Source organism: Shewanella sp. SM55 (assembly GCF_025654025.1).
GTDB lineage: Bacteria > Pseudomonadota > Gammaproteobacteria > Enterobacterales > Shewanellaceae > Shewanella > Shewanella oncorhynchi.
The window spans coordinates 172075-196690 of the sequence record NZ_JAKKRS010000006.1; the positions used below are offsets into that span (position 1 = coordinate 172075).

Sequence of the window (24616 nt, forward strand, 5' to 3'; positions counted from 1 at the left end):
GTGTTCCCTTTTTATCATTCTGTTCTTAATCATTAGCAACATTTGAATCGCTCGAAGCTTCGGTTTGTTGAGCGAGTGCCGCTTTTTTGGCTTTCGCCTTGGCGATGGTCGCAGCAATCCGTGCTTTTTTAAGCTCATCGCCTGATAAGGCTGCCGTTTCAATGGGTTCTGCGGATGGTAAAACGGCTTCGGGTTTAGCTGCGACGGCGTCAAGTGCTGCTATCGACGGCGATGCCACGTTAGCTTTAGTTTGAATGTCGTCAACGGACTCTATTTCAGACTCAGTTTTAGACTCAGCTGCTGATGCCGCAGCTATTTTCTTCGCTTTAGCACGAGCAACAGCGGCGGCCACTTTGGCCTTTTTAATCGCTTCAGCGTCGTTAACGTCAGTAGCGGCGGCTTCTGTATCATCATTCACATCTGCTTGAACGCTAGCTGCGGAATCAACTGCTGGAGTCGCGGTCTGAGTTAAATCATTGTCAGCATTTGTCTCAACTTGCTGCGCGGCTTTTTTCGCTTTAGCACGGGCAACCGCGGCGGCTACTTTGGCTTTCTTAATCGCTTCTGAATCATTAACGTCACTAACGATAATTTCAGTATTGCTAACTTCAATATCACTAGCGGCGGTTTCTACTTGCTGCGCCGCTTTCTTGGCCTTTGCCCGCGCGACTGCGGCAGCCACTTTGGCCTTTTTATCATCGGCAGCGCTGGCTTCTGGTGTGCTGTCAGCCGTTTCAGTCGTTTCAAGCGGCGCGGTATCGGCTTGCTGAGCCGCCTTTTTAGCTTTGGCGCGAGCAATGGCCGCGGCGACTTTGTCCTTCTGAGATAATGGCGCTTCTTGCGCGATTGCATCTGTTGCTAAGAAGGATTCATCACTTGCAGTAACATTCACCACATCGTTTGTATCAGCACCATTGGCATTCACTTGGGCGGCTTTCTTCGCTTTAGCGCGGGCGATGGCTGCGGCAACGGCAGCTTTACCTTTGGGCGCGTCTGTCGTATCAGTGCTTATTACGTTTGATTGATGATTCAATGATTCTTCAGTCGACAACTCTTCAGTTGCTGATTGTGCCGCTGCGGCTTTTTTCGCGGCGATCCGTGCCATGGCTTCAGCGACGGCATTTTTATCCGTGCCAGTCATAGTCGCTTGTCGGCGCTCTGCGGCTTCTTTGGCCTTAGCTTCACGGGCAAGTTTTTCTTCTTCAAGACGCGCTAAACGGGCATCGAAACGCTGTTTAGCGCGCTCCGCTTGCTGCTTTTCATCGGCGGCTTGTTTAAGTGCAGATTTGGCAATGCGGTAATACTCGACTAAGGGAATATCACTCGGGCAGACGTAACTACAACAACCGCATTCAATACAATCCTTTAGATTGTAACTGGCTGCTTTGTCATATTCTTCGGCCTTGGCGTGCCAAAAGAGTTGCTGTGGCAATAAGAGTGCAGGGCAGGCATTGGCGCATTCGCCGCAGCGGATACAGGCTTTTTCTTCTGGCGTAGTTCCTATTTCTTGGCTGCTTGGCACCAGAATACAGTTAGTACCTTTTAAAATAGGCACTTGGATATTCGCCAATGCATGGCCCATCATAGGCCCGCCAATAATCACCTTTTGTTCAGGCTCAGGCGTGAACTCAGTCGCAGCTAGCACATGCTCAACAGGTGTGCCTATCGGTAACCAGTAGTTCCCCGGTTTGCCGACATTTTTGCCCGTCACAGTCACAACGCGCTCAATCAGCGGTTTACCTTGAGTAACCGCTTGATGAATCGCAAAGGCAGTGCCGACGTTATGCACGACGATACCGAGTTTGGCGGGAATCGCGCCTGAGGGCACTTCGCGGCCAGTAATGATTTGAATTAACTGCTTTTCACCACCAGAAGGGTATTTTGTCGGAATGACCGTTACCCGAATGCTGTCCGCTGGGAGCCCACATTGCACGACTGCAGCTTGCATGGCTTTTGCCGCTTCTGGCTTATTATCTTCAATGGCGATAACAATGCGTTTTGGCGTTAATAGCCGATGAATAATGCCAATACCGGCGAGGATATCTTGGCTGTATTCGCGCATTAATCTGTCATCGGCGCTGATATAAGGTTCGCACTCGACGCCGTTGATGATGACTAAATCAATTTCACTGACCGGATTAAGCTTAATATGAGTTGGAAACGCCGCGCCGCCCATGCCTGCAATGCCAGCAGCACGGATCTTATCGATCATCTGTTGATGGTTTAAGTCATCAAGCTCATTTTGCACCAGCTCACACCAAGTGTCTTTGCCATCGGCCTGAATAACGCAGGTATTAACCGGTAATGCTGAAGCATGGTTACTGGCCCTTGGCTCAATGGCAACGATAGTGCCTGATGTCGGCGCATGCACAGGTAAATGCCAAATGGAGGTACCTTGAGTTAACGGTGTGCCTTTTAATACGCTATCGCCGATGTTTACCGCAAGTGTGCAGTTTTCACCGACTTGAGGAATGGGCACTAAGTACGTAGCGGCTAAGGGCAGTTGGCTAATCGGCGTCGCGTTCGAGAGGAATTTGACTTCGGGTGGATGTATACCACCGGGTGAGCGCCAAAGGGTTCCTTTATCTAATTGATCTAATAAAGTTAACACCGCTTTTCCTCTTCTAACTGTGGGTCTTGGTTCTGAATCTCTTGAATGAGAGTCACTGGGATGGCATTTAAGCGCCAGTTCCAATTTTTAAGATTCTGGGTGACTGGGATCATATCAATACAATCGACGGGACAAGGCTCAACACAGAGATCGCAACCCGTGCAATCGGTCGTCAACACAGTATGCATAAGCTTACCTGCACCGATAATCGCATCCACGGGGCAGGCTTGAATACACTTAGTGCAGCCAATACATTCGTCTTCACGTATGTAGGCGACCTTTTTTACTTGAGATTGTGCTTCGGCATTCAGCGGCTCTGGCTCGACGCCCATCAGGGTCGCCAGTTTTTCCATGGTGGCAGTGCCGCCGGGAGGGCATTTGTTGACTTTATCGCCGTTGGCAATCGCTTCAGCATAAGGGCGACAGCCAGGGTAACCACATTGACCACATTGGGTTTGTGGCAGAATCGCTTCGAGTTCATCAACAATCGGATTGCCTTCAACCTTAAATTTAACGGCGGCAAAACCGAGTAATAGTCCAAAGACTAATGCCAATAGGGTCAACAATATGACTGCAATTAAAATTCCGGACATCTTACTTAACCAATCCTGTGAATCCCATAAAGGCGAGGGACATAAGACCTGCGGTGATCATCGCTATGGCGCCGCCTTTGAAAGGTAAGGGGACATCTGCGGCAGCTAAACGTTCGCGCATCGCCGAGAAGAGAATTAACACTAATGAGAAGCCTAACGCAGCACCAAAGCCATAGATAGCCGATTGGATAAAATCGTGCTTCTCGTTAACGTTCAATAGGGCAACACCCAACACAGCACAGTTAGTTGTGATCAGCGGCAGGTAAATCCCTAAAGCGCGATGCAGTGCAGCACTGGTTTTTTGCACCACCATTTCAGTAAATTGCACCACAACCGCAATCACTAAAATGAAGCTCATGGTTCGCAGGTAGCTCAGATCAAAGGGTAATAATAGATACTGGTTGACGAGGTAACTGAGAATAGAGGCTAACGTCAGCACAAAAGTGGTCGCCATAGACATGCCAATAGCGGACTCCAGTTTACTGGAGACCCCCATGAAAGGACACAAGCCTAAGAATTTCACTAAAACGAAATTGTTGACCAGTACTGTACTGATCAACAAGAGGAGATATTCAGTCATCTCAATACTTTTCTAAACGGATCTTGGCCGTATTATCGACTTTTCCGTTTGCATAAACAACATATAGAATGCAGGGTTAACCATCTTTACTGTAAATTTTGGCGACGAATTAACCCGTTAAAGTATTAAATTTGATCTGTAATCGCCATGGCTTGGGGCTGTGCTATGTAATAGCCTTGCAATCCATCAACTAAGAGTTTTTCGAGGGTGAGTTTTTCTTCTTGGCGTTCGACGCTGGTCGCAATAACCCGAATGCCTATCCGTCTTGCAACATCCACCATCATACGGACGAAGAACTTATTATTGCTGTCTTCATCGATATTCGATGTGTAGCTGCCATCAAGCTTTATGTAGTCTGGACGCACTTCACTGAAAAATTTGAAGGACGTAAAGCTCATGCCAAAACGCTCTATCGACACCCGCGATCCAACGCTATGTATTTCGCGAACGAACTTATAGCTTGCCCCTAAGTTAGACTGCATACCGGACTCATTGATCTCAAATACTAAGCGTGAAGCGATGTATTTTTGCTTGCCTAAAATGTCCTTTAGCCAAGCGAGAAACATATCTTGATGCGCAGAAAATGCGCTGATATTGATGCCAAAGTTACCCGAAATGGTCGGGTTTTCCTTAAGCATTCTTAATGCACTGATCACCACCAGTTTATCTAATTCAGAACTCATACCGTGACGTTCGGCCATAGCGATCACTGTGGTGGTCGGTAAAAACTTACCTTCGCTATTGTAAAAGCGCGCTAACAACTCACGGTAAACCTCTACATCAGTTCGGCAGGGCTGAATTGGCTGTTGGTAGAATTTTAATGCTTGGCGAGTGACTAAATCATTGATCGCCATTTTCCAGCGATCATCACCAAACTGCTCGTCACCATTGAGTTTTTCTTGGATATGATAACTATTAGGTCCAAGGGTCTGCGCTATGCTGACTGCGGTATCCGCAATCGTCAGCAAATTAACCGCATCGGTACCTTGGTGATAGGGAACTAAACCGATATGGGCAACAGATTCCGCTTTTGTCATCTGCAAATATTCATCGAGATAAATTTTTAATTGATCTAAAAATTTTGGCGCATCCTTCAGCATGACATCAGGAATAAAGATGGCAAAATCAGCGCTCGATACCCTGAAACATTCTGCATCTGAATACTTGCTACAGGCTTTGCGGATACAATTTGCCACCCTTGAAAGATAATCATCCCCCGCAGTTCGCCCTTGTTTTTGATTGATTTGCGCAAGCTCTGTGGCCTTAACCATTGCCATCAGCCCCAATTGAGGAATATCGGGATTGCTTATGGTTTCTAATTTTTGGGTAAAGCGTTGGCGACTACCAAAACCCGTCACTGTGTCTTGATAGGCCGCTTTATGCAGCTTTTCATTCTCTTGATTGAGTTTATCGATTTGGGCTTTAAGTTGAAGACGACACTCTTCAAGGGATATTCCAATGGGGTTGAGCTCACCTGTGAGTTTTGATGATGCGACAGCAGAAAACCCTAACTCAGGTATTTTTGAAATATAATCAGCAGCATAACGTATCGCCGCCCTATGTTTTGACATTAACAGAATAAACACTAACAGCAAGATAAGGTAAGCCACCAGTAACATGACACCGAGCTTTTGAGTATGACTAATCGAAGTTTCAATCGCTTGGTTTGCACTGAGTTTGACTTGTAAACGACCGGTTGCCAATTTTTGTGTATGACTGAGCTCAATAGAAAATAAACGGGCTAAAGGATGAGGATGTTGGCTGTCTAAACGACCTTCGGTATAACTCAGTTGGCCATCTGTATCATCAATATATTGGAAAAATTGGAATGGGTAATTTTCAGAAAGCTTTTTGAAGAGTTCGGCGCCATCACCTTGCCATTGTTGGTAGCGGGTTAAACTGGTTTTAAAGCTATCCAGTTCTTGCTGTTGTTGGATTTGTAATTGGCTATTTTCGCTTTGATAAACCCAAGCAAAAAGACCTAAGAAAATAAGCAGTAAAAAAATTGGATATGATTTTGACATGGCCATAAAAATCCGCTCTATTTTTTTGGGTGAGCTCAAACAGGATAAGTTTAAGTCAAGAATACTTAACTGCAGCTATCTGTGTGATGACACTCATAAATTTTTATTAATAAGCTGATAACAGTGTAACTGCATTTGCTTAAAAACAAAACGGAAAAGAATAGGGTAACTAGAAGCCAGAAGAGGCAAAGACACGGGAACAAAACGAAGAATAATTGGCTCCCCTGACTGGACTTGAACCAGTGACATACGGATTAACAGTCCGCCGTTCTACCGACTGAACTACAGGGGAGTAGAGGGTGCGATATTGCTATCGACTTTACAGAAATAACACTTTTTAAATGGCTCCCCTGACTGGACTTGAACCAGTGACATACGGATTAACAGTCCGCCGTTCTACCGACTGAACTACAGGGGAATCGAGATGCGATATTACTATCGACTTTTTAGCTTGCTTAAATTGGCTCCCCTGACTGGACTTGAACCAGTGACATACGGATTAACAGTCCGCCGTTCTACCGACTGAACTACAGGGGAATCATTTTAATGCTTCAGCTTGATAATGTAATTGGCTCCCCTGACTGGACTTGAACCAGTGACATACGGATTAACAGTCCGCCGTTCTACCGACTGAACTACAGGGGAATTGTTTACAACTTATCTTACTGCTTGTTCTAACTCATTTTTATCATGTGCTTAAAGTGGCTCCCCTGACTGGACTTGAACCAGTGACATACGGATTAACAGTCCGCCGTTCTACCGACTGAACTACAGGGGAATCGTTTCACACAATCGTAGCGACTCGTTGAGAACGGAGCGCATAGTAAAACGCTCTGTTGGATGAGTCAACTCGAGTTACTAAAAAAAGTGTAATTATGCTGTTAAGTGCTCATCTAATGTGCATCGTGGTGCAGAATTCGACATTTTTCGTGAAAAACCACTTAACAATTCACAATATAGCCATAATTGAGTCCATCGTTTTTAAGCGGTGATTCTATGAAATTGAAATCATTCGCTAAATAATCGACACTGTTTTTGGTACTTGGTCGAGTACTTAAGACTCAAACCGCTCAAAAAGGATTTCAGGTGGGGTAATGTGAATTTACTCAGTTCTTTATACCGATAGAAAACGTGGGTTATCTTTTCGCTGTTAAAGTCTGTTTTTCTGTTTTAACAAGTTTGCTGTTGTTGATGGAGGTGTTAATTGAGGCTTTATCGAATTAGCGTGAGCTGTTTTTCAAATTAAGTGATGCACTTCACTATCCGTTGTGGCACCAGATGCGCTACCACTGCGCGCGTTAATTACAGTTAGTGAAATTGATACAAGTAGCAACATTTATCAAATGTAATTAAATTACTAAATGCCGAGAGACGGTTGTTAAGACACATGACAGCCTCCAATCCCGCGTGGTTTCTAGGTTATTTCGACTTATCAACAAAATCTGTGGATAACCCTGTGAGTTGTCCTGAAAAATGGCCGCCAAAGCCTTGGGGTATGGGCGGCGGACTTAAAATGCACTATTTTGGGGTTCAAAAATAAATTTAAACATTATCAAATGCATACTAAAAGCAAGTGGTTTTTGTTGAGGGTGAAAACAAGGTTGCAATTTTGTAATCGAACGAAATTGATTTCTTGTGTATTAAATTGGCATTTTTGCTTAGTTTGCGGGTGTTTTGTGAGCAAAAAACGCTGAAAACGCCTTAGTTTAAAAGTTTCATGTTTCTTCCTTTAAATTGTCATCTTGCGGTTTTAGATCGTATTGATATGACGACAGGAAGGATAACTGTGGAGCTTAGTCGGTGACTTGATTAGAATGGGGCGACTCACTAAAAGGATATGTGCGCGTGTCAGAATCTGTTTTTCAGCTTGAATCGCAATTCGCCCCCGCAGGCGACCAACCTACAGCGATTGCCAAATTAGTCGATGGACTCGAAGCGGGTCTGGCCTGCCAAACTTTACTCGGAGTGACGGGCTCAGGTAAAACCTTCACAATTGCCAATGTGATCCAAAAGTTAGGCCGGCCCACGATTATCATGGCGCCTAATAAAACCTTGGCGGCGCAGCTTTATGGCGAGATGAAAGAGTTCTTTCCCCATAATGCGGTCGAGTATTTCGTTTCTTACTACGATTACTATCAGCCCGAAGCCTATGTACCTGCGTCAAATACCTTTATCGAAAAGGACGCTTCGGTTAATGCTCACATTGAGCAGATGCGCTTATCCGCCACTAAGGCGCTGTTAGAACGTAAAGATGTGGTGCTGATTGCTTCGGTGTCGGCTATTTATGGCTTGGGCGATCCCGATTCCTATTTAAAAATGTTGCTGCATCTACGCCAAGGCGATGTGATGGGGCAGCGTGACATCTTAATTCGTCTCAGTGAATTGCAGTACAAGCGCAATGATATTGAGCTACAACGTGGTACTTATCGTGTGCGCGGTGAAGTGATTGATATTTTCCCCGCCGATTCTGAGCGTAATGCCATTCGAGTCGAGTTGTTCGACGATGAGATTGAACGTTTAAGTGAGTTTGACCCGTTAACGGGCCATATTATTAAACGTATCGCCCGTACGACGGTTTACCCTAAAACACACTATGTCACGCCGCGGGAAAAAATCATCGCCGCCACTGAGTTTATTAAAGAAGAACTACGCGAGCGTAAACAATATCTACTCAATAACAACAAGTTAATTGAAGCCCAGCGTATCCATGAGCGGGTGCAATACGATGTGGAAATGATGGTGGAGTTGGGTTATTGCTCTGGCATCGAAAACTACTCGCGCTATTTGTCTGGCCGCGCACCGGGGGAAGGACCACCAACCTTACTCGACTACTTGCCTGCCGACGGCTTATTAATTATCGATGAATCCCATGTGACAGTGCCGCAAATCGGCGCTATGTACAAAGGTGACCGTTCCCGTAAAACCACACTTGTGGAATACGGTTTCCGCTTACCGTCCGCCTTGGATAACCGACCGCTCAAGTTTGAAGAGTTTGAGCAATTGATGCCGCAAACTATCTATGTGTCGGCAACACCGAGTGCCTACGAGCTGGAAAAGAGCGAAGGCGAGATTGCTGAGCAGGTCGTGCGGCCAACGGGATTACTCGATCCTGAATTAGAAGTGCGCCCTGTTGGGACCCAAGTGGACGATTTATTGTCTGAAATCGCCAAGCGAGTGGCCGTCAATGAGCGGGTGTTAGTGACGACGCTCACTAAGCGTATGTCGGAGGATTTGACCGAATACCTCGACGAACATGGCGTAAAAGTGCGTTATCTGCATTCGGACATTGACACTGTCGAACGGGTTGAGATCATCCGCGATCTGCGTTTAGGTAAGTTTGATGTGTTGGTTGGGATCAACTTATTGCGCGAAGGCTTAGATATGCCTGAAGTGTCATTGGTGTGTATTTTAGATGCCGATAAAGAGGGCTTCTTGCGCTCTGAACGCTCGCTCATCCAAACGATTGGCCGCGCGGCGCGTAACGTCAATGGTAAAGTGATCCTCTATGCCGATCGCATCACCAATTCGATGGAGAAAGCGATAGGTGAAACTGACCGACGTCGTGAACGTCAGCGGGCGCACAACTTAAAACACGGTATCACGCCTAAGGGCGTCGTTAAACGGATCACCGATGTGATGGATGTGGATGATGGCCGCGACAGTAAAGCTGTGTATGGCAAAGTGGCTGAGCCTAAGTCCCATTATCATAAAGCCGATGCGGCAGAGTTAAGCCATCAAATTGATCAGCTTGAGAAGAAGATGCATGAACATGCGCGCAACTTAGAGTTTGAACAAGCGGCGGCAATGCGTGATGAAGTCAAGCACCTGCGGGACCTGTTGATCAAAGCCTAGATTTATTCTTGCGCTTAGCATTAAAAAAGCCGTCCAGCAATCATGCTGCGACGGCTTTTTAATATCTTGACTTGGATTAAGCAGGGACTTTTGATTGGCTCATTTTTAGCTTGATAAACACTGCTAAAGCGCAAATCAGCCCGCAGATTAAGCCGACCAAATGCGCCTCGGTTGCCACGCGCGCACCTATCATGGCGGTGACATCACTGCTGGCACCATAAAGCTGTTCGTAACCGACCTTGATGATAACGCCAACGAGCAGCAGATAGCCTGAGCGCAGCTTACGGACAATATCCTGCACTGCGCCGTAGGCGAACAAACCATGCAACATACCGCTTAAGCCGACATAACCGAGCAATTGCGGATAGCCTAAATACAAGCCTATACCTTCAAGTAAACATAACACGAAAAATAGTGCACTTAAGCCTTTGAGATGATAATGAAAATGGTGCAAAAATAGCACCACCCACAGCCCTGCAAGGTTCATCAATAGATGCCATTGATTCGTGTGCAGTAAATTTCCACTGATTAATCGCCACCATTCACCCTCACTAATTGCACTGCGGCGATAGGCGAGTAAGTTATCGACATCGGGGCTTGCTAAGCCTGCGGCATACAAACCCGCACAGATCAGACTCACCATCAGCGCGACCCAATAGGGACTGCGTGTCATGCTTTTGGCTCGCTGGCGTCAAGCTCAGCCATGACCGCTGCTTTATTCTGTAGATAGTCATCTAATCCACGTTTGCGAAGATGACAGGCAGGGCAATCACCACAGCCATCGCCAATCACGCCGTTATAACAAGTGAGAGTATGGTGGCGAACCAGATCAAGTTGCTGATATTTATCCGCCAGTGCCCAGGTTTGTGCCTTATTGAGCCACATTAAAGGCGTGATGATTTTTAGTTGTTTATCCATGCCTTGAACCAAGGCGGATTCCATCGCTTTGACAAAATCGTTACGACAATCAGGGTAGCCTGAAAAATCGGTTTCACACACGCCTGTGATAATCGCTTGCGCCCCTAATTGATAGGCATAAATACCTGCAAGCGTTAAAAATAAAATATTACGGCCGGGCACGAAGGTATTGGGTAAGCCATTTTCCATCAACTCGTGTGAAACGGGTATTGCATCACGGGTGAGGGCTGAAATAGCTAACTCATTAAGTAAGGTGACATCCATGACTTTATGGCTGGTGATCTTCAGGCGTTTTGCTAAGGATTTGGCAACTTCAATTTCTTCGCGGTGACGTTGACCGTAGTCAAAAGTGATCCCATGTACTTCATCGTACTGGGTTAGGGCTTGAATAAGACAGGTTGTTGAGTCTTGTCCGCCACTGAATACCACCACTGCTTTGGACACCACTGTTTTTGACACTAAGCTCGTTGACATAAAGGATTTCACTTCACCGTAGAACAGGTATAAATAGGGCGTTAGTGTAACTCAGGCCATAGGGCTTGCAAACTCTGACTATAGGGTCGAAATAGGCTTTCTCGGCGCAAAGACTTGCAGCTCAAGCTAAAATCCACTATAAATGCCGCCCCAGAAAAGTGGAACGTCAGTATGAATTACCCTGTCAACGAAGTATTTGAAACCATTCAAGGTGAAGGTGTTTTTACCGGAGTGCCTGCTATATTTGTCCGCCTACAAGGTTGTCCTGTGGGATGTGCTTGGTGCGATACGAAACAGACATGGGATGTGCTTGAAGCCAATAAGGTGTCGCCAGAGCAAGTGATTACCGTGGACGGCACCATTGGTCGCTGGGCTGATCATACGGCGCAAAGTCTTATCGCTGCTTTTCACGCTAAAGGTTTTACTGCGCGGCATATCGTGATCACCGGCGGTGAGCCTTGTATGTACGATTTACGCGAATTAACCGAGACCTTGCACAGTCAAGGCTTTGCGACTCAAATCGAAACCAGTGGCACCTTCGAAATCAACTGTGCCGATGACACTTGGGTGACAGTATCACCCAAGGTGAACATGAAAGGGGGCTATCAGGTATTAGCACAGGCGCTGAACCGTGCCAATGAGATTAAGCATCCTATCGCTACTGAAAATCACATCGATGAACTTGATGAATTACTGCAAGACATCGATATTTCAGCGAAAACGATTTGCCTGCAGCCGATTAGTCAAAAGCCTAGAGCGACAGAACTGGCGATGAAAGTGTGTATCGCCCGTAATTGGCGCTTATCGATCCAGACCCATAAGTATTTGAATATTGATTAATGCTAATCTGCAAAGCATAAAAAACGCCTCACAGTTGTGGGGCGTTTTTTATGGTGGATGTTTTGTGGATTCTAAACCTAACGACTTAATACAGTTGCTTAATCAAGCTCACTTAACTGGCCGAAATGATTAAATGCTGCAAGTTGGCGCTGATAGGGCGCAATATCGCCGATGTTAGCTGCAATCCAATCTGTATCGTAATAAGTATCAAGGTAACGCTCACCCGAGTCACAAATGAGGGTCACTATTGAGCCTTGCTCTCCACGCGCTTGCATTTGTACGGCAAGTTGCAATGCGCCGTACAGGTTGGTTCCTGTGGATGCGCCGGTTTTGCGGCCAATTAATTGTTCTAACCAATGAATCGTCGCCACCGATGCGGCGTCGGGAATTTGCAGCATAGTATCGACAACTCTAGGAATAAACGATGGCTCGACTCGGTCGACCTATGCCTTCAATCTTACTGCCATTGCAACAGGTTAAGCTGGCATCGCCGCTCTGATAGAAATCAAAAAAAACGGAGTTTTGCGGGTCGACTACGCAAAGTTGTGTTGCCAACCTCTGATAGCGAATGTAGCGGCCTATGGTCGCCGATGTGCCGCCAGTGCCTGGGCTCATCACTATCCACCGCGGGATAGTGTGTGGCTCGCGCTCCATCTGATTGAAAATCGAGTTAGCGATATTGTTATTACCGCGCCAGTCGGTTGCACGCTCGGCGTAGGTGAATTGATCCATATAATGGCCGCCGAGCTCTGCGGCAAGGCGCGCCGATTCTGCGTAAATCTCACTGGAATGATCGACAAAATGACATTGGCCGCCATAGAAAGTGATCTGCTCAATCTTCTTTTTAGCTGTGCTTTTGGGCATCACGGCAATAAAAGGTAAACCGAGTAAGCGGGCAAAGTAGGCTTCAGAAATCGCCGTACTGCCCGATGAGGATTCGATAATTGGCGTGCCTTGCTTAATCCAGCCGTTACACAGGGCATAGAGGAAGAGTGAGCGGGCGAGGCGATGCTTCAAACTCCCTGTCGGGTGGGTACTTTCATCTTTAAGATAAATATCTATGCCATCGAGCATAGGTAATTCAAGCTTAATCAAGTGGGTATCGGCGCTACGCTGAAAATCCGCTTCAATCTTGCCTATTGCGTGGGCTTCCCATGTTGGGCAGAGTCTGTGAGCGCTGTGAGAATCCACTGGTGGTTGAATCGTGTTAGAAATCATAGTAGTCACATCGAAAGGGATCATTTACAGAGCATATCACAGGGACGGGCAAAGCGGTTTTATTGGATGAGCTTGAAGTCATTCGCTTAAAGTAGAGCACGACGTAATTGAAATCAAAAACAAATGTCGCTCACCAAGAGGTTTACTTAATATAGAAATGCCAAGAATTTAATTAGATTAAGCTGGAACAGTCAGATTAAGTTGAAAAAGACTATGCGGAAGTGGAACAAGAAGGATATGCGAGAGTGAAAGAAATGGTGGAGGGAGAAGGATTCGAACCTTCGAAGGCTGAGCCGTCAGATTTACAGTCTGATCCCTTTGGCCACTCGGGAACCCCTCCACAAACTTTCTTTTTAGCTTTACAACTGACTTTTAAAATTGTCTTTCAAAACATCATCAATAACGGACTTGTTTATCAAGACAAAACTAAACATTGGCCATGTTTAGTTTTTGAAAATGATTCTCTGCGTTAGAGATAAAGATGGTGGAGGGAGAAGGATTCGAACCTTCGAAGGCTGAGCCGTCAGATTTACAGTCTGATCCCTTTGGCCACTCGGGAACCCCTCCACGAATACCTTTAACGCTTTTGTAAAACTCTACATCATTTTCGAACAACACGATAAAACTTGCAGTGCAAATGGTGGAGGGAGAAGGATTCGAACCTTCGAAGGCTGAGCCGTCAGATTTACAGTCTGATCCCTTTGGCCACTCGGGAACCCCTCCTCAATTGCGGCCGCCATAGTAGTCAGAAACCTTTTCCATGTAAATACCCAATTTAAAAATATTCCTAAAGTTATGTATCAAATGGTCGATTAACTAACAACGAATTGTTTTGACGATGTTTTTTTATGCAAATTGATGTTCCTTTAGTCAACGAAGCCCAAATTGGCACCCGCTTAAACGCGGCGATAGAAAACGACAGACGGGGCGAATTCGCCCTGTTGCTGTCGTTACTGTCGGTTGACGCACGGGACATGGCACAATTCCAATGGCAAAATGAACTCGATATGGCGCAAAAATTACAGCGTCAGTTCGAATTACCACCGCAGCAAAGTTTAATGGCGGATTTATCGTCTGCTGAACCAGTGGTTGATAACAGCAGTATTTTTATGGCTCAAGGTCCACGTGCGTTTCAATTACAACAAGCATTGCGACCGGAAGCCTTAGTCATCCGTGGCGGCGAGTCAGTCGCAATGGCAGAAGCGTTAAGTAACTGTGACCATGTGACTCAGCTGAGGCAAAGGGGCCAATTAACCGCACCCAAAGTCGAGATCATGCACTTTGCTGATCAATTGGCAATCCAACGTAATCTTGTGCCTTTGCTCGCCTCAGCCTAAGGCCGTCTTCCCGCAAGTGATCTTCAATACCCATCGGGTCAATCTGATCCATTTCGATAAATAAGCGTGAGCTAAAGCCAGTTATCTTGAAGCTTAATTACCTATAATTCGTATTAACCTATCGAGTTAAAATTTACCGCGTTAAAAATTTAACGAGCATATTTTAGTGATGCCGTTAATCAGTCGCTCTATACATTAAGGAATACAGATGAAAGGCATAATAGAAGCACAGAGCCCGACAGTGAATGACACTTGCACCGATTGCGGCAGCTTTGTCGATATCGGCGCCGTTATTGATGAGCACGATACGTTATTGACGTTAAATTTTGTTGGCGATAGCGCTCAAGCGGATGCCGAAAGCATGGCAACACGCGCTCAAACTCGATTTGCTGAAGTGCAAACTGAATTTGTGACTAAAGCTGAAGGCGTCGACTTACTGCTGACCTTCAATGTCAGTGCGGAAAAAATGATTTTTCAATTGGAAAACGGCCTGTAATTTTTAGAGCAGCACTTTAGTTTTTAGTCGGTTATAGATGTCACGGAAATCGCGCTAATTGCCTAAAAATGCTGCTATTGTTAACCAAATTGTAATAAATTGTGCCACATGTTGCTGTGCTTACAACAGTTAGTGTAATCTGCCTCCAAATAAGAATAATTCAATCAGCTTAATTCTAAATTTCAAGGTAAGTTTGCTAACAGCAAAGACCTTTAGCCCAACACGAAGTTTTGTAGGGAACCAGCGTGAAGCGACGTCAGCATCAGCATTTATTGGAGTCTTTGGTACAGTCAACTGCAAAACAGCAGGGCGATTTCACAAAGACGGCAGAGTTAACCACAGAGTTGTTGTGCCAGAATTTAGCGGTTTCTTTGGTATCAGTGTGGACTTTTTCATCTGATCAACAAACCCAATCACTCGTCGCACAATTTGGTTCTATGATGTTGCAAGACATTCATCGACCTAAGTTATTACAAGATTGTCCCCGGTATGTACACGAGCTCAAAACTCTGCGCCATATCGATGCAGGCAATGCCCTGACCGATCCACGTTTAAGTGAATTGGCTGAGTGCTATTTTATCCCGCGGCAAATCAACTCGAGTCTCGACATCGCCATTCGCATCAATGGTCATCTCGAAGGTGTGCTCTGCATCGAGCGGGCACAATTGACTCCCCACTGGCATGACAGTGAAATTCACCTCGCGTGCCAGATGGCTGACCAATTAGCCCTGACCTTAGCGACAAAACACAGCTACGATAAAGAAGAAAGCTTGAGTTTATTTCGCTGTGCCACTGAACAATCGCGACAAATCAGTATGTTAATTAATCTGCATACTGAAAAAGTCGAGTATGTGAATCAGGCGCACAGTGAAATCACCGGCATACCCCGTGAGCAGATTATCGGCGCGAATATCCGTGAGTTGGCTTTTTTCAAGCAGCATGCCCAATTAGCCGAGCAAACCCTAGCGCAAATCTTTAGGGGGGAAATTGCCAAAGGCGAAGTGCAGTTTAGTCGTGCCGATGGCAGTCGTTATTGGCTGACATACGTGCTGAGTCAGTTCATTACCGATCGCGGTAATCATTATGCCTTGGTCTCGTGTGAAGAAAATACCGATGAGCATAACTATAAGTCAGAGCTTGAACGGCTTGCTTGGCGTTGTGGATTAACGGGACTACATAACCGTACTCATTTTAATCGAGTCCTTGAACGTACCACGAAGGGACTGTTGTTATTAGTTGATTTAGTGGGATTTAAGCGTTTTAACGATACCTATGGTCATGAAAATGGCGATAGCTTGTTGATAGAAATTGCCCGCCGCTTGAAACATTTTTCTGAGATTAATAAGGCCACCGAAATTGCCCGCGTCGGCAGCGATGAATTTGCCGTGCTGTTGACCGATGATAATGCGGTTTACGATCTCGATTATTTTAGTACGCGCCTGTATCAACATCTTGCCATGCCTATTTTAATCGGCCGCGAGCAAGTCGAACCAAAGCCTGCTTTAGCTGTGGTTGATATTGCCTCTGTGGCGAGTTTGTTTGCCCCATTAACCTGTGCCGATATTGCAGTGCAGTATGCTAAAAAGAAAAAAGGCACTGCAATCCAAGTATTTAACAGCACGTTATTGAGTGCATTTAAAGAGGATGCGCAGATAGAACGTGATTTACACAGTGCGATCCGTGGTCGTCAGTTTGAGCTTTATTATCAGCCTCTGAGGGATCTTGAGCAGAATACCTATATTGGCGCCGAAGCCTTAATCCGTTGGCACCACCCTAAAAGAGGCGTGTTATTTCCAGCTTCCTTTATTGATATTGCAGAGCAGTCGGGGATGATTAATTCTATCGGCAGTTGGGTTTTAGAGGCCGCATGTCGACAGTTAAACCTATGGCAGCATCATAATGCCGATATGACAATGCATGTGAATGTGTCGGCTCGTCAGTTCTTCAGTGGTAATTTATTCGAGCAAGTGTGGCAGTTGTTGACGCGTTATCGCTTGAAACCGAAGACGTTAATCTTAGAGATCACTGAGACTGAATTGATGGGTGATATTCGCCACGCGACCTTGTTATGTCAAGAATTAGCAGAATTAGGCGTAGGGCTCGCGATTGACGATTTTGGGACGGGTTACTGCTCTATGCGTTATTTGAAGCAGTTTCCGATCAGTAAACTTAAAATTGATCGTTCGTTTATTTCAGATCTTACCGTCAGCCGCGAAAGTCGCGAAATTGTGTCAGCCATTATTGCCATGGCGAATGCATTGAATATATCTCTGACGGCAGAAGGGGTTGAAACCCTTGAGCAAGAAGCATTTTTAGCGAAAAGTTTTTGTCATCAGGCACAGGGTTATCTCTATAGTCCTGCATTACGGGAGCCTGAGTTTGCACAATTTATCTTGTCGGCGAAAAGCGCTTCAGTCATAACCCACTAAAGTTACAATTATTTCAAATGTGCTGCTCACGATAAAATAAAGGCAACCTAGGTTTGTAATCTAGGTTGCCTTTATTATTCATCTCTGTGCTTGTTCAATCAGCACTATAAACCTTCACCGTCATTCTCCAGTGCAGCTCAGCACTGTATACCTATTAAGATTTTAAGCAGCATTGTTTGAATTTTTTGCCACTATGGCAAATACAGAGGTCATTTCTACCGGGTAATTTAGCCGTCATTTGCTGGCCTTGGCTGTAATACCAGCGACTTGCTTGGTAGATAAATTCGGATCGCTCATAGATAGCATCAATTTCACCATCGAGCTTATACCAAGCTTTAAAGGTAACTGTGCCATGTCGTTGTTCAGCTATCGCCGCTTGAGCATTGTGGCTTGGTGTTTCAGTACTGCTCTGTACATCTAATCCTAACCAATGTGGGTGAGGACCAGCATTGAGGCTCGTGAGAGTAAGGCCATTTAGATAGTCTGGATGATGTGTTTTTAAAATGTAATCAAAATTTTTCAATACAAATGCGCAGAAGCGTGAGCGCATAAGCTGTTCAGGAGTACGGGCAATGACTTGCCCAGAGTCTACATGCGTATGCAGTGGACCACAGCAATCTTGATAGCTTATTCCACTACCACAGGGGCAGGTTTGCTTAGTTGTAGTCATGTTAGCTAAATCTTTAATTTAATTGTATTTGTTTAAATTTATTCTATTTCTATCTAAATGCGCTAGATGTGAGATAGTCCATTTAAACGTAATCGGCATTAACATTAGGGTAATTTTTTACCCGCAGGTAAAGGCGGAAATTGGCGACCATAATATAAGTTAGGTACCGGTTTCGCATTCAGATAATAGCTAGGTTCTGCGCGGTTATTGGTATCTAAGCTCACTTTCCATTGGGTGGATGAGACTTTTTCTGTACCAATAGCAAATTTGCCAGCAAATTCACTCACAGGTTCTCCGGTTTCTTGTGCCGGGTAAAATCGAACCAAATAATAGCCTGTATCTATGGCACCATTACCGATAATTTTGCGTTTAGTAATGCGAAAATCCACGTCGATAGTGGCTTTTTTGGCACGGATTTTATCGAAAAACTTCTTGTAAATGGCGACAATATTGTCTCGTCCATAGTAAATTTCTTTACTTTGACTCTCAGATAAGTAGCTAGCGTCATCAGCGTAAATCTCACGGGTCACCTCAGGGGACAATTGATTAAAAGCGCTAATAAACAAAGGGTAATTAGCGTTGATCAATTGATCATCAGTGGATTTTGTATGAGTTTTAGCTGGATTGGCTAAGCTTGGCAGTGACAATAAGCACATCAGGACTAGCGGCAAAAATTTCATTACTTTATTCTAATCTGGCAATCATGGCGTCACTATAATGGAGGCGCCCGCTGAACTAAAGCCTTGAATGTTTACAAAGTGTGTTTCTGTACAAGAGTGTGAAGTAAAGGAGCTTGCCATGCTGGATGATGAATCAGCACTGTTTTTTGAGGAAATGGCTGGAGTCGTGCCACTAAAAGGCGATATGCCAGTGGTAAATTTAGCACCGAAAGCGTTGACGGCAGAGCAAATACACAGACGCGATGCTTTACAACGCGAAGCCTTTCTAGCGTGTATGCCACTGGATTTAAAAGCGTTTCCACAGCAAGCGCCAGATGACATTGTGAGCTTTAAGCGTGAGGGGGTACAAGGCGGCGTTTTTAAACGACTCCGAATGGGGCAATACAGCATCAAGATGGAGCTTGATGTGCATGCTTATCGGTTAAACCAAGCTCGTGATGCCGTCCTTAACTATTTACTGGCAGCGCAGGCACATGGTGAACGCTGTGTCATGTTGATCCACGGTAAAGGCTATCAGAGTCAACCCTTTGCAGGATTGCTCAAATCAGCTGTGTGCTATTGGTTATCACAACTCGACATGGTGCTTGCCTATCATTCGGCGAAAACCGAGCAGGGCGGTGCTGGGGCACTTTACGTGATGTTAACTAAGTCAGAACAGCTTAAGCTTGAAAACCGTGAAGCCAATCGTAAAGGCATGGGATGGCGTTAGATTAAACAGATAAGTATTGAATAAAAATGCCCAATTTTATTGGGCATTTTGTTTTATGTTATTGGGCATTTTGTTTTATGTTATTGGGTGATGATTTTATGAACCCTTACCAACCACACTGGCGGTTTGCGGTGGTATTTTGCTCATCTAACCATGTTTTAAGTGGGGTAAAGTAATCGAGCACCGCTTTTGCATCCATCGTTTCTTTGCCGGTGACTTCTTTCAATGCTTCTGGCCAAGGTTTACTTAAGCCTAACTCGAGCATCTTATTGAGTTTCTCTCCCGCGGCTTGATTGCCATAAATACTGCATCTGTGTACCGGACCTTTATCGCCTGCAGTTTCACACAGCGCTTGATGGAATTGGAATTGCAAAATATGCGCTAGGAAGTAACGGGTGTAGGGTACATTGCCTGGTACATGGTATTTAGCACCCGGATCAAAATCTGCTTCACTACGTTCAGTCGGTGCTTTGACGCCTTGGTATTTTTCCCTCAGTTCCCACCAAGCTTGGTTATATTGGGCAGGCGTGATTTCGCCGCTAAACACTTTCCAGCGCCACTGATCTATCATCAGGCCAAAGGGCAAGAAAGCAATTTTGTCTAAGGCTTGTTTTAGTAAGAGGCCGATATCCTTAGATGCATCAGGCACTTCTTCTAATAAGCCGATTTGCTTTAAATAGCTTGGCGTGATTGACAGTGCAATCGTGTCACCAATTGCTTCATGGAAACCGTCGTTAGCGCTGTTTTTAAACAGGAAGGGTTGTTGCTTATAAGCGCGTTGATAGAAGTTATGCCCAAGTTCGTGGTGGATAACGCTAAAATCTTCGGCAGTTTTTTGGATACACATTTTAATGCGGATATCGTCGAGATTATCGAGATCCCACGCCGAAGCGTGACAAACCACATCACGGTCCTTTGGCTGAACGAATAGAGAACGTGCCCAAAAACTTTCTGGCAATGGTGCGAACCCTAATGATGTGAAGAAGCCTTCGGCTTGTTTCACCATTTTATGCTCGTCATAGCCTTTCTTTGCCAGTAACTCAGTGACATCGTAACCCGGATCGGCATTGTCAGGGGCGACGAGATCATACACATTGCCCCATTGCTGGGCCCACATGTTGCCAAGTAAGTGTGCCGGGATGGGGCCAGTGCTCGGTGCGACGGTATCGCCGTACTCTTTATTCAATTCTCCCCGTACGTAGCAGTGCAAGGACTCATAAAGAGGCTTAACTTGGCCCCAAAGACGGTCGAGTTCCTGTGAAAAATCATCGGGTTTCATATCATATTGACTGCGCCATAGTTCAGACAGGTTGGCATAACCAAGATCCTTTGCGCCTTCATTGGCCAGTTCCACTTCACGTTGAAACAAGGGACGCATAGGTTTGGCGATTTCACGCCAGCCTTTCCACGCTTCCAGTAATTTTACGGGATCTCGTGATTCGGCCATTAAGCTCGATAGCTCAGGCTGAGTCATACACTTGCCGTCGGCAAAACAGTATTTTCCTTTGCCGTATAAGCCATTTAATTCTGAACTAATTTGCGCCAGCTCGGTATTTTTCGCAGGATCGAGCGGCGCGGGTAACACTAACGCACTGCGCAGGATATTGAGCTTGCGGGCATTTACGGGATCGAGTTGCACATTGGCATACTTAGCCGCCTCGGTTGCAAATTTTACCGACGCTGCACTGACCTTTTCGCCGACTGCGGCAGACTGGGCCGCGGTATCATCAGTAATAAAGTTGCTGTAAATCCACTCGGCGCGATTAGATTCAATCGATAATTCGGCCATCTTGGCTTCAGCATCGTTAATAAAAGCAATGGCTTGTGCTTTATCTGGGGCGGTATTGATGACAGCTGCTTCTGCAGTAGCTGTTTTGTCTGTTTTACTTTGTGCATCATTACAGGCCGTTAATCCCAGCGCGAGTGCCACTGTGAGGGCGATTTTACTGCGACGATTCAATGAAATAACCATGTCTAGTTTTCCTTGTTGTTTTTGTGTTACACAGTTTACCTAAACCACAGGGTTATTGCACAAGGGTTAATTGACTTGTTTTTAACACTTATTCGGACATGTACGACATACCGCTTGTATCACAGACTAGAAAGCGGTGAATTTGTCCAATTTTAGTTTGACATCCGTGGTGCCAATGTTTAATTTAAACGAGTGTTTTAAATTAATTCAAGGTCACGGAATGGCAAGTCGATCCGATACAAAAACTAGAATACTTGATGCCGCAGAAAAACTGTTCGCCGAACGGGGCTTTTCTGAGACTTCCTTGCGACTCATTACCAGCAAAGCTGAGGTGAATTTAGCATCGGTCAATTATCACTTTGGTTCTAAAAAAGAGCTGATCCGTGCAGTGTTAGCCCGCTATTTAGACGTATTTATGCCTGCTGCTTCAAGCCAAATTCACCGTTTAAATGCCGCTCCAGCACAAGCTACACTCGAAGAGATCCTGTCTTCTTTGGTCGATCCTTTATTGGATTTAAACGCGCTTCGTACCGAAGGCACCACGATCTTCCTGCAGCTTTTAGGCCGTGGCTATATCGAAAGCCAAGGGCATTTACGTTGGTTTATCACTACCCATTACGGCCAGCATCTGGATGCTTTTGTTAAAGCCGTTTCGGCCAGTGCACCACATATTCCACCCGCTGAAATGTTTTGGCGCTTACACTTTACCTTAGGCACTATCGTATTCACTATGGCCTCCGCCGATGCCCTAAACGATATCGCTGCTGCTGAGTTTGGTGAGCATAACGACATCGAAGCCGTGATCCGTAAAGTGATCCCCTACATGGCGGCTGGCGTATCAGTCCCCGTTTCTTCTTAATTAAAAGGTCTTGATAATGTTGACGATTATAATTCTTGCCCTGATAGCCATTGTCGTGTTGTTTGCGGTGAAAAATATCCGGATGCAGTTTATTACCCGCCCAGTTTTTAGTTTTTTCAAGAAGGTCTTGCCGCCACTTTCCGATACCGAGCGTGAAGCGATGGAAGCGGGTGATGTCTGGTGGGAAGGGGAGTTATTTCGCGGAAATCCTAACTGGAATACCTTGCATAGCTATGGCAAACCCACGCTAACTGCAGAAGAAAAAGACTTTATTGATAATCAAGTGATGACAGCACTGACGATGATCGATGATTTCGACATAGTGCATAACCGCAAGGATTTACCGCCAGAGCTGTGGGAATACTTTAAGAAAGAAGGTTTCTTCGCACTGATCATTCCGAAGAAATTTGGTGGTAAAGCTTTCTCTGCCTATGCAAACTCGACCATTGTCAGCAAATTAGCCAGCCGTAGCGTAAGCGCTGCTGTTACTGTGATGGTGCCGAACTCTTTAGGCCCAGGTGAGTTGCTGACCCACTATGGTACGAGCGAGCAGAAAGAACGTTGGTTACCTGCTTTAGCTAAAGGCGATGAAATTCCTTGTTTTGCATTAACTGGTCCAGAAGCGGGCAGTGATGCCGGCGCTATCCCAGATGTGGGTATTGTGTGCCGTGATACCTTCAATGGCGAAGAAATGCTCGGGCTAAAACTCACCTGGGATAAGCGTTATATCACGCTGGCGCCTGTAGCGACGGTTCTGGGGTTAGCATTCCAAATGCGCGATCCTGAAGGTCTGCTTGGCGATAAGAAAAACTTAGGCATTACCTGTGCGTTGATCCCAACGGATCATCCTGGTGTGGTTATTGGTCGTCGTCATAATCCGCTGGGTATGGCGTTTATGAACGGTACTACTCAAGGTAAAGAAGTGTTTATTCCGCTGGATTGGATTATCGGTGGCCCTGAGTTTGCCGGTAAAGGCTGGCGTATGCTGGTTGAGTGTTTGTCAGCGGGCCGCGGTATTTCATTGCCAGCATTGGCAACGGCTTCTGGTCACATGGCGACGAAGACGACAACGGCTTACAGCTATGTGCGTCACCAGTTTGGTATGGCAATTGGTCAGTTTGAAGGGGTGCAAGAAGCGCTGGCGCGTATTATTGCCAACACTTATCAGTTAGAAGCTGCGCGTCGTTTAACAACCACGGGTATCGATCTAAAAGTCAAACCTTCGGTCGTGACCGCGATAGCTAAGTACCACATGACTGAATTAGGCCGTTCTGTGATGAATGATGCCATGGATATTCAATCGGGTAAGGGCATTCAATTAGGACCTAAAAACTATTTAGGCCACCCTTATATGTCGAATCCAATTTCGATCACTGTGGAAGGCGCGAATATTCTAACCCGCTCATTGATGATTTTTGGTCAAGGTGCGACTCGCTGCCATCCATACGTGCTTGCCGAAATGGAAGCCGCAGCGATGGAAAACCAACATGAAGCCTTAGAGCGTTTTGATGCGTTATTAATGGGTCACATGGGTTATGCCACGCGTAATGCTTTCAGTGCTTTGTTTAGCGCGTTAAGCGGTAGCCGTTTTGGCAGTGCGCCAGTGAGCGGTGAAACTAAGCAGTACTATAAAGATATGTCGCGTATTTCGTCTGCATTAGCCTTAATGACAGATTTATCTATGCTGATCATGGGCGGCGATTTAAAACGCAAAGAAATGCTGTCGGCACGTATGGGTGATGTGCTCAGCCAGTTGTATTTAGGCTCAGCGACCTTGAAGTTATTTGAAGATAATGGCCGTCAACAGGACGATTTGCCTGCGGTACGTTATGTAATGGCCAATCGTTTGCACTTGGCGGCTAAAGCGTTGGAAGACACGATTCGTAACTTCCCGAGCCGTCCTGTGGCCTGGTTACTGCGCGGCTTAATTTTCCCGCTGGGTAATCACTTCACTGCACCGAGCGACAAAATGGCGACCGATTTAGTTAGCGGCATGTTGAAGCCTGGCCCTGCTCGCGAACGTATTACTTTCTTATGTCCTGAATTTGAAGGGGATAAGGGCGGTATTGCTGAAGTTGAGCAAGCATTTATCGCGCAATATGCCTGTAAAGATATCTATAAAAAACTGAAGAAAGCGCAGCGTGCCGGTGAGTTGCCAGCAAAAGTGCCGAATCTAGTCTTGTTTGCAAAAGCACTCGAGACTGGCGTTATCACTGCCGACGAAGAACAAAAGTTACAGCATGCTGATAAGCTGCGCTTAGCGGCAATTAATGTGAATGATTTCGAAGCGTTATAGTGATTGTTAGTGTTTGATGTTAGCGTTTAATGTTAGTGCAGTTTGGTCTAAGCGGTGT

The 24616-nt window shown here is 45.6% G+C and carries 18 protein-coding genes, 8 tRNA genes and 1 pseudogene; 9 read left to right on the forward strand and 18 right to left on the reverse strand.

Features of this window, described 5'->3' with window-relative positions:
- Nucleotides 1–25: 25 nt before the first annotated feature.
- From rsxC to L5L91_RS10130, 9 genes are all read right to left on the reverse strand, one after another.
- Nucleotides 26–2611, reverse strand: a complete 2586-nt coding sequence (rsxC, locus tag L5L91_RS10090; RefSeq protein ID WP_263236369.1) for an electron transport complex subunit RsxC — start codon at nt 2609–2611, stop codon at nt 26–28.
- Nucleotides 2605–3204, reverse strand: coding sequence for an electron transport complex subunit RsxB (rsxB, locus tag L5L91_RS10095; protein ID WP_063884360.1), 600 nt, complete (start codon nt 3202–3204; stop codon nt 2605–2607). The genes rsxC and rsxB overlap by 7 nt, the downstream gene beginning before the upstream one ends.
- Nucleotide 3205: 1 nt before the next feature.
- On the reverse strand, nt 3206–3784 hold the full coding sequence (gene rsxA / locus L5L91_RS10100; protein ID WP_006081543.1) for an electron transport complex subunit RsxA: 579 nt from the start codon (nt 3782–3784) through the stop codon (nt 3206–3208).
- Between the two features lie 125 nt (nt 3785–3909).
- A complete protein-coding gene (locus L5L91_RS10105) occupies nt 3910–5814 on the reverse strand; it encodes a GGDEF domain-containing protein (RefSeq protein WP_263236372.1) in 1905 nt (634 codons plus the stop codon).
- A 210-nt stretch (nt 5815–6024) separates the two neighbouring features.
- A tRNA-Asn gene (locus L5L91_RS10110) sits at nt 6025–6100 on the reverse strand.
- Nucleotides 6101–6150: 50 nt separating this feature from the next.
- Nucleotides 6151–6226 (reverse strand) — tRNA-Asn (locus tag L5L91_RS10115).
- A 43-nt stretch (nt 6227–6269) separates the two neighbouring features.
- A tRNA-Asn gene (locus L5L91_RS10120) sits at nt 6270–6345 on the reverse strand.
- A gap of 32 nt (nt 6346–6377) precedes the next feature.
- Nucleotides 6378–6453 (reverse strand) — tRNA-Asn (locus L5L91_RS10125).
- A 57-nt stretch (nt 6454–6510) separates the two neighbouring features.
- Nucleotides 6511–6586 (reverse strand) — tRNA-Asn (locus L5L91_RS10130).
- 609 nt (nt 6587–7195) lie between these two features.
- Between L5L91_RS10130 and L5L91_RS10135 the strand changes: the two genes are divergently transcribed.
- Nucleotides 7196–7348, forward strand: coding sequence for a hypothetical protein (locus tag L5L91_RS10135; RefSeq protein WP_158497640.1), 153 nt, complete (start codon nt 7196–7198; stop codon nt 7346–7348).
- Between the two features lie 305 nt (nt 7349–7653).
- The gene (gene uvrB, locus L5L91_RS10140) at nt 7654–9660 is read left to right on the forward strand and encodes an excinuclease ABC subunit UvrB (RefSeq protein ID WP_263236375.1); all 2007 of its coding nucleotides are present in this window, start codon (nt 7654–7656) and stop codon (nt 9658–9660) included.
- A 76-nt stretch (nt 9661–9736) separates the two neighbouring features.
- Here the strand turns inward: uvrB and rrtA are convergent, their stop codons facing one another.
- On the reverse strand, nt 9737–10333 hold the full coding sequence (rrtA, locus tag L5L91_RS10145) for a rhombosortase (protein WP_263185585.1): 597 nt from the start codon (nt 10331–10333) through the stop codon (nt 9737–9739).
- Nucleotides 10330–11052 (reverse strand): 7-cyano-7-deazaguanine synthase QueC, encoded by a 723-nt coding sequence (gene queC, locus L5L91_RS10150; protein ID WP_113939679.1) that lies wholly within the window; start codon nt 11050–11052, stop codon nt 10330–10332. Before queC ends, rrtA begins: the two co-directional genes overlap by 4 nt.
- A 171-nt stretch (nt 11053–11223) precedes the next feature.
- Between queC and queE the strand changes: the two genes are divergently transcribed.
- A complete protein-coding gene (queE, locus tag L5L91_RS10155; protein WP_168825223.1) occupies nt 11224–11892 on the forward strand; it encodes a 7-carboxy-7-deazaguanine synthase QueE in 669 nt (222 codons plus the stop codon).
- Between the two features lie 98 nt (nt 11893–11990).
- Here queE and L5L91_RS10160 read toward each other — a convergent pair.
- From L5L91_RS10160 to L5L91_RS10175, 4 genes and pseudogenes are all read right to left on the reverse strand, one after another.
- Nucleotides 11991–13134, reverse strand: a pseudogene (locus L5L91_RS10160) (PLP-dependent cysteine synthase family protein).
- Nucleotides 13135–13365: 231 nt separating this feature from the next.
- Nucleotides 13366–13450 (reverse strand) — tRNA-Tyr (locus tag L5L91_RS10165).
- Nucleotides 13451–13592: 142 nt separating this feature from the next.
- Nucleotides 13593–13677: transfer RNA gene (locus tag L5L91_RS10170), tRNA-Tyr, on the reverse strand.
- Nucleotides 13678–13748: 71 nt separating this feature from the next.
- Nucleotides 13749–13833 (reverse strand) — tRNA-Tyr (locus L5L91_RS10175).
- Between the two features lie 125 nt (nt 13834–13958).
- Here L5L91_RS10175 and L5L91_RS10180 point away from each other — a divergent pair.
- The 3 genes from L5L91_RS10180 to L5L91_RS10190 all read left to right on the forward strand — a co-directional run bounded on the left by L5L91_RS10180 (nt 13959) and on the right by L5L91_RS10190 (nt 17372).
- Complete coding sequence (locus L5L91_RS10180; protein ID WP_131524165.1) at nt 13959–14447, forward strand: VC2046/SO_2500 family protein; 489 nt, start codon at nt 13959–13961, stop codon at nt 14445–14447.
- A gap of 208 nt (nt 14448–14655) precedes the next feature.
- Nucleotides 14656–14943 (forward strand): DUF406 family protein, encoded by a 288-nt coding sequence (locus L5L91_RS10185; protein ID WP_219233569.1) that lies wholly within the window; start codon nt 14656–14658, stop codon nt 14941–14943.
- A gap of 245 nt (nt 14944–15188) precedes the next feature.
- Nucleotides 15189–17372, forward strand: a complete 2184-nt coding sequence (locus L5L91_RS10190) for a putative bifunctional diguanylate cyclase/phosphodiesterase (RefSeq protein ID WP_263195809.1) — start codon at nt 15189–15191, stop codon at nt 17370–17372.
- 154 nt (nt 17373–17526) lie between these two features.
- Here the strand turns inward: L5L91_RS10190 and L5L91_RS10195 are convergent, their stop codons facing one another.
- Both L5L91_RS10195 and L5L91_RS10200 read right to left on the reverse strand, forming a co-directional pair.
- On the reverse strand, nt 17527–18042 hold the full coding sequence (locus tag L5L91_RS10195) for a YchJ family protein (RefSeq protein WP_263236377.1): 516 nt from the start codon (nt 18040–18042) through the stop codon (nt 17527–17529).
- A gap of 104 nt (nt 18043–18146) precedes the next feature.
- Nucleotides 18147–18722 carry a DUF4440 domain-containing protein gene (locus L5L91_RS10200; protein ID WP_028760004.1) on the reverse strand — a complete coding sequence of 192 codons (576 nt, stop codon included), beginning with the start codon at nt 18720–18722 and terminating at the stop codon, nt 18147–18149.
- Nucleotides 18723–18840: 118 nt separating this feature from the next.
- Here L5L91_RS10200 and smrA point away from each other — a divergent pair, with 118 nt between their 5' ends.
- Entirely contained in the window at nt 18841–19431 is a 591-nt protein-coding gene (gene smrA, locus L5L91_RS10205) for a DNA endonuclease SmrA (protein ID WP_198573474.1), read from the forward strand.
- Nucleotides 19432–19537: 106 nt separating this feature from the next.
- Here the strand turns inward: smrA and L5L91_RS10210 are convergent, their stop codons facing one another.
- Entirely contained in the window at nt 19538–21403 is a 1866-nt protein-coding gene (locus L5L91_RS10210; RefSeq protein ID WP_263236378.1) for a M2 family metallopeptidase, read from the reverse strand.
- Between the two features lie 220 nt (nt 21404–21623).
- Between L5L91_RS10210 and L5L91_RS10215 the strand changes: the two genes are divergently transcribed.
- Nucleotides 21624–22262 (forward strand): TetR/AcrR family transcriptional regulator, encoded by a 639-nt coding sequence (locus L5L91_RS10215; RefSeq protein WP_028760001.1) that lies wholly within the window; start codon nt 21624–21626, stop codon nt 22260–22262.
- 16 nt (nt 22263–22278) lie between these two features.
- Nucleotides 22279–24558, forward strand: coding sequence for an acyl-CoA dehydrogenase (locus tag L5L91_RS10220; RefSeq protein WP_168825236.1), 2280 nt, complete (start codon nt 22279–22281; stop codon nt 24556–24558).
- Nucleotides 24559–24616: the final 58 nt, after the last annotated feature.

Coding starts and splice junctions, on each gene's coding strand:
- rsxB (WP_063884360.1), bottom strand. CDS start 3,204: ATGTCCGGAATTTTAATTGCAGTCATATTGTTGACCCTATTGGCATTA.
- smrA (WP_198573474.1), top strand. CDS start 18,841: ATGCTGGATGATGAATCAGCACTGTTTTTTGAGGAAATGGCTGGAGTC.
- queE (WP_168825223.1), top strand. CDS start 11,224: ATGAATTACCCTGTCAACGAAGTATTTGAAACCATTCAAGGTGAAGGT.
- L5L91_RS10215 (WP_028760001.1), top strand. CDS start 21,624: ATGGCAAGTCGATCCGATACAAAAACTAGAATACTTGATGCCGCAGAA.
- L5L91_RS10210 (WP_263236378.1), bottom strand. CDS start 21,403: ATGGTTATTTCATTGAATCGTCGCAGTAAAATCGCCCTCACAGTGGCA.
- rrtA (WP_263185585.1), bottom strand. CDS start 10,333: ATGACACGCAGTCCCTATTGGGTCGCGCTGATGGTGAGTCTGATCTGT.
- L5L91_RS10200 (WP_028760004.1), bottom strand. CDS start 18,722: ATGAAATTTTTGCCGCTAGTCCTGATGTGCTTATTGTCACTGCCAAGC.
- L5L91_RS10185 (WP_219233569.1), top strand. CDS start 14,656: ATGAAAGGCATAATAGAAGCACAGAGCCCGACAGTGAATGACACTTGC.
- L5L91_RS10180 (WP_131524165.1), top strand. CDS start 13,959: ATGCAAATTGATGTTCCTTTAGTCAACGAAGCCCAAATTGGCACCCGC.
- L5L91_RS10220 (WP_168825236.1), top strand. CDS start 22,279: ATGTTGACGATTATAATTCTTGCCCTGATAGCCATTGTCGTGTTGTTT.
- rsxA (WP_006081543.1), bottom strand. CDS start 3,784: ATGACTGAATATCTCCTCTTGTTGATCAGTACAGTACTGGTCAACAAT.
- L5L91_RS10135 (WP_158497640.1), top strand. CDS start 7,196: ATGACAGCCTCCAATCCCGCGTGGTTTCTAGGTTATTTCGACTTATCA.
- queC (WP_113939679.1), bottom strand. CDS start 11,052: ATGTCAACGAGCTTAGTGTCAAAAACAGTGGTGTCCAAAGCAGTGGTG.
- L5L91_RS10105 (WP_263236372.1), bottom strand. CDS start 5,814: ATGGCCATGTCAAAATCATATCCAATTTTTTTACTGCTTATTTTCTTA.
- L5L91_RS10195 (WP_263236377.1), bottom strand. CDS start 18,042: ATGACTACAACTAAGCAAACCTGCCCCTGTGGTAGTGGAATAAGCTAT.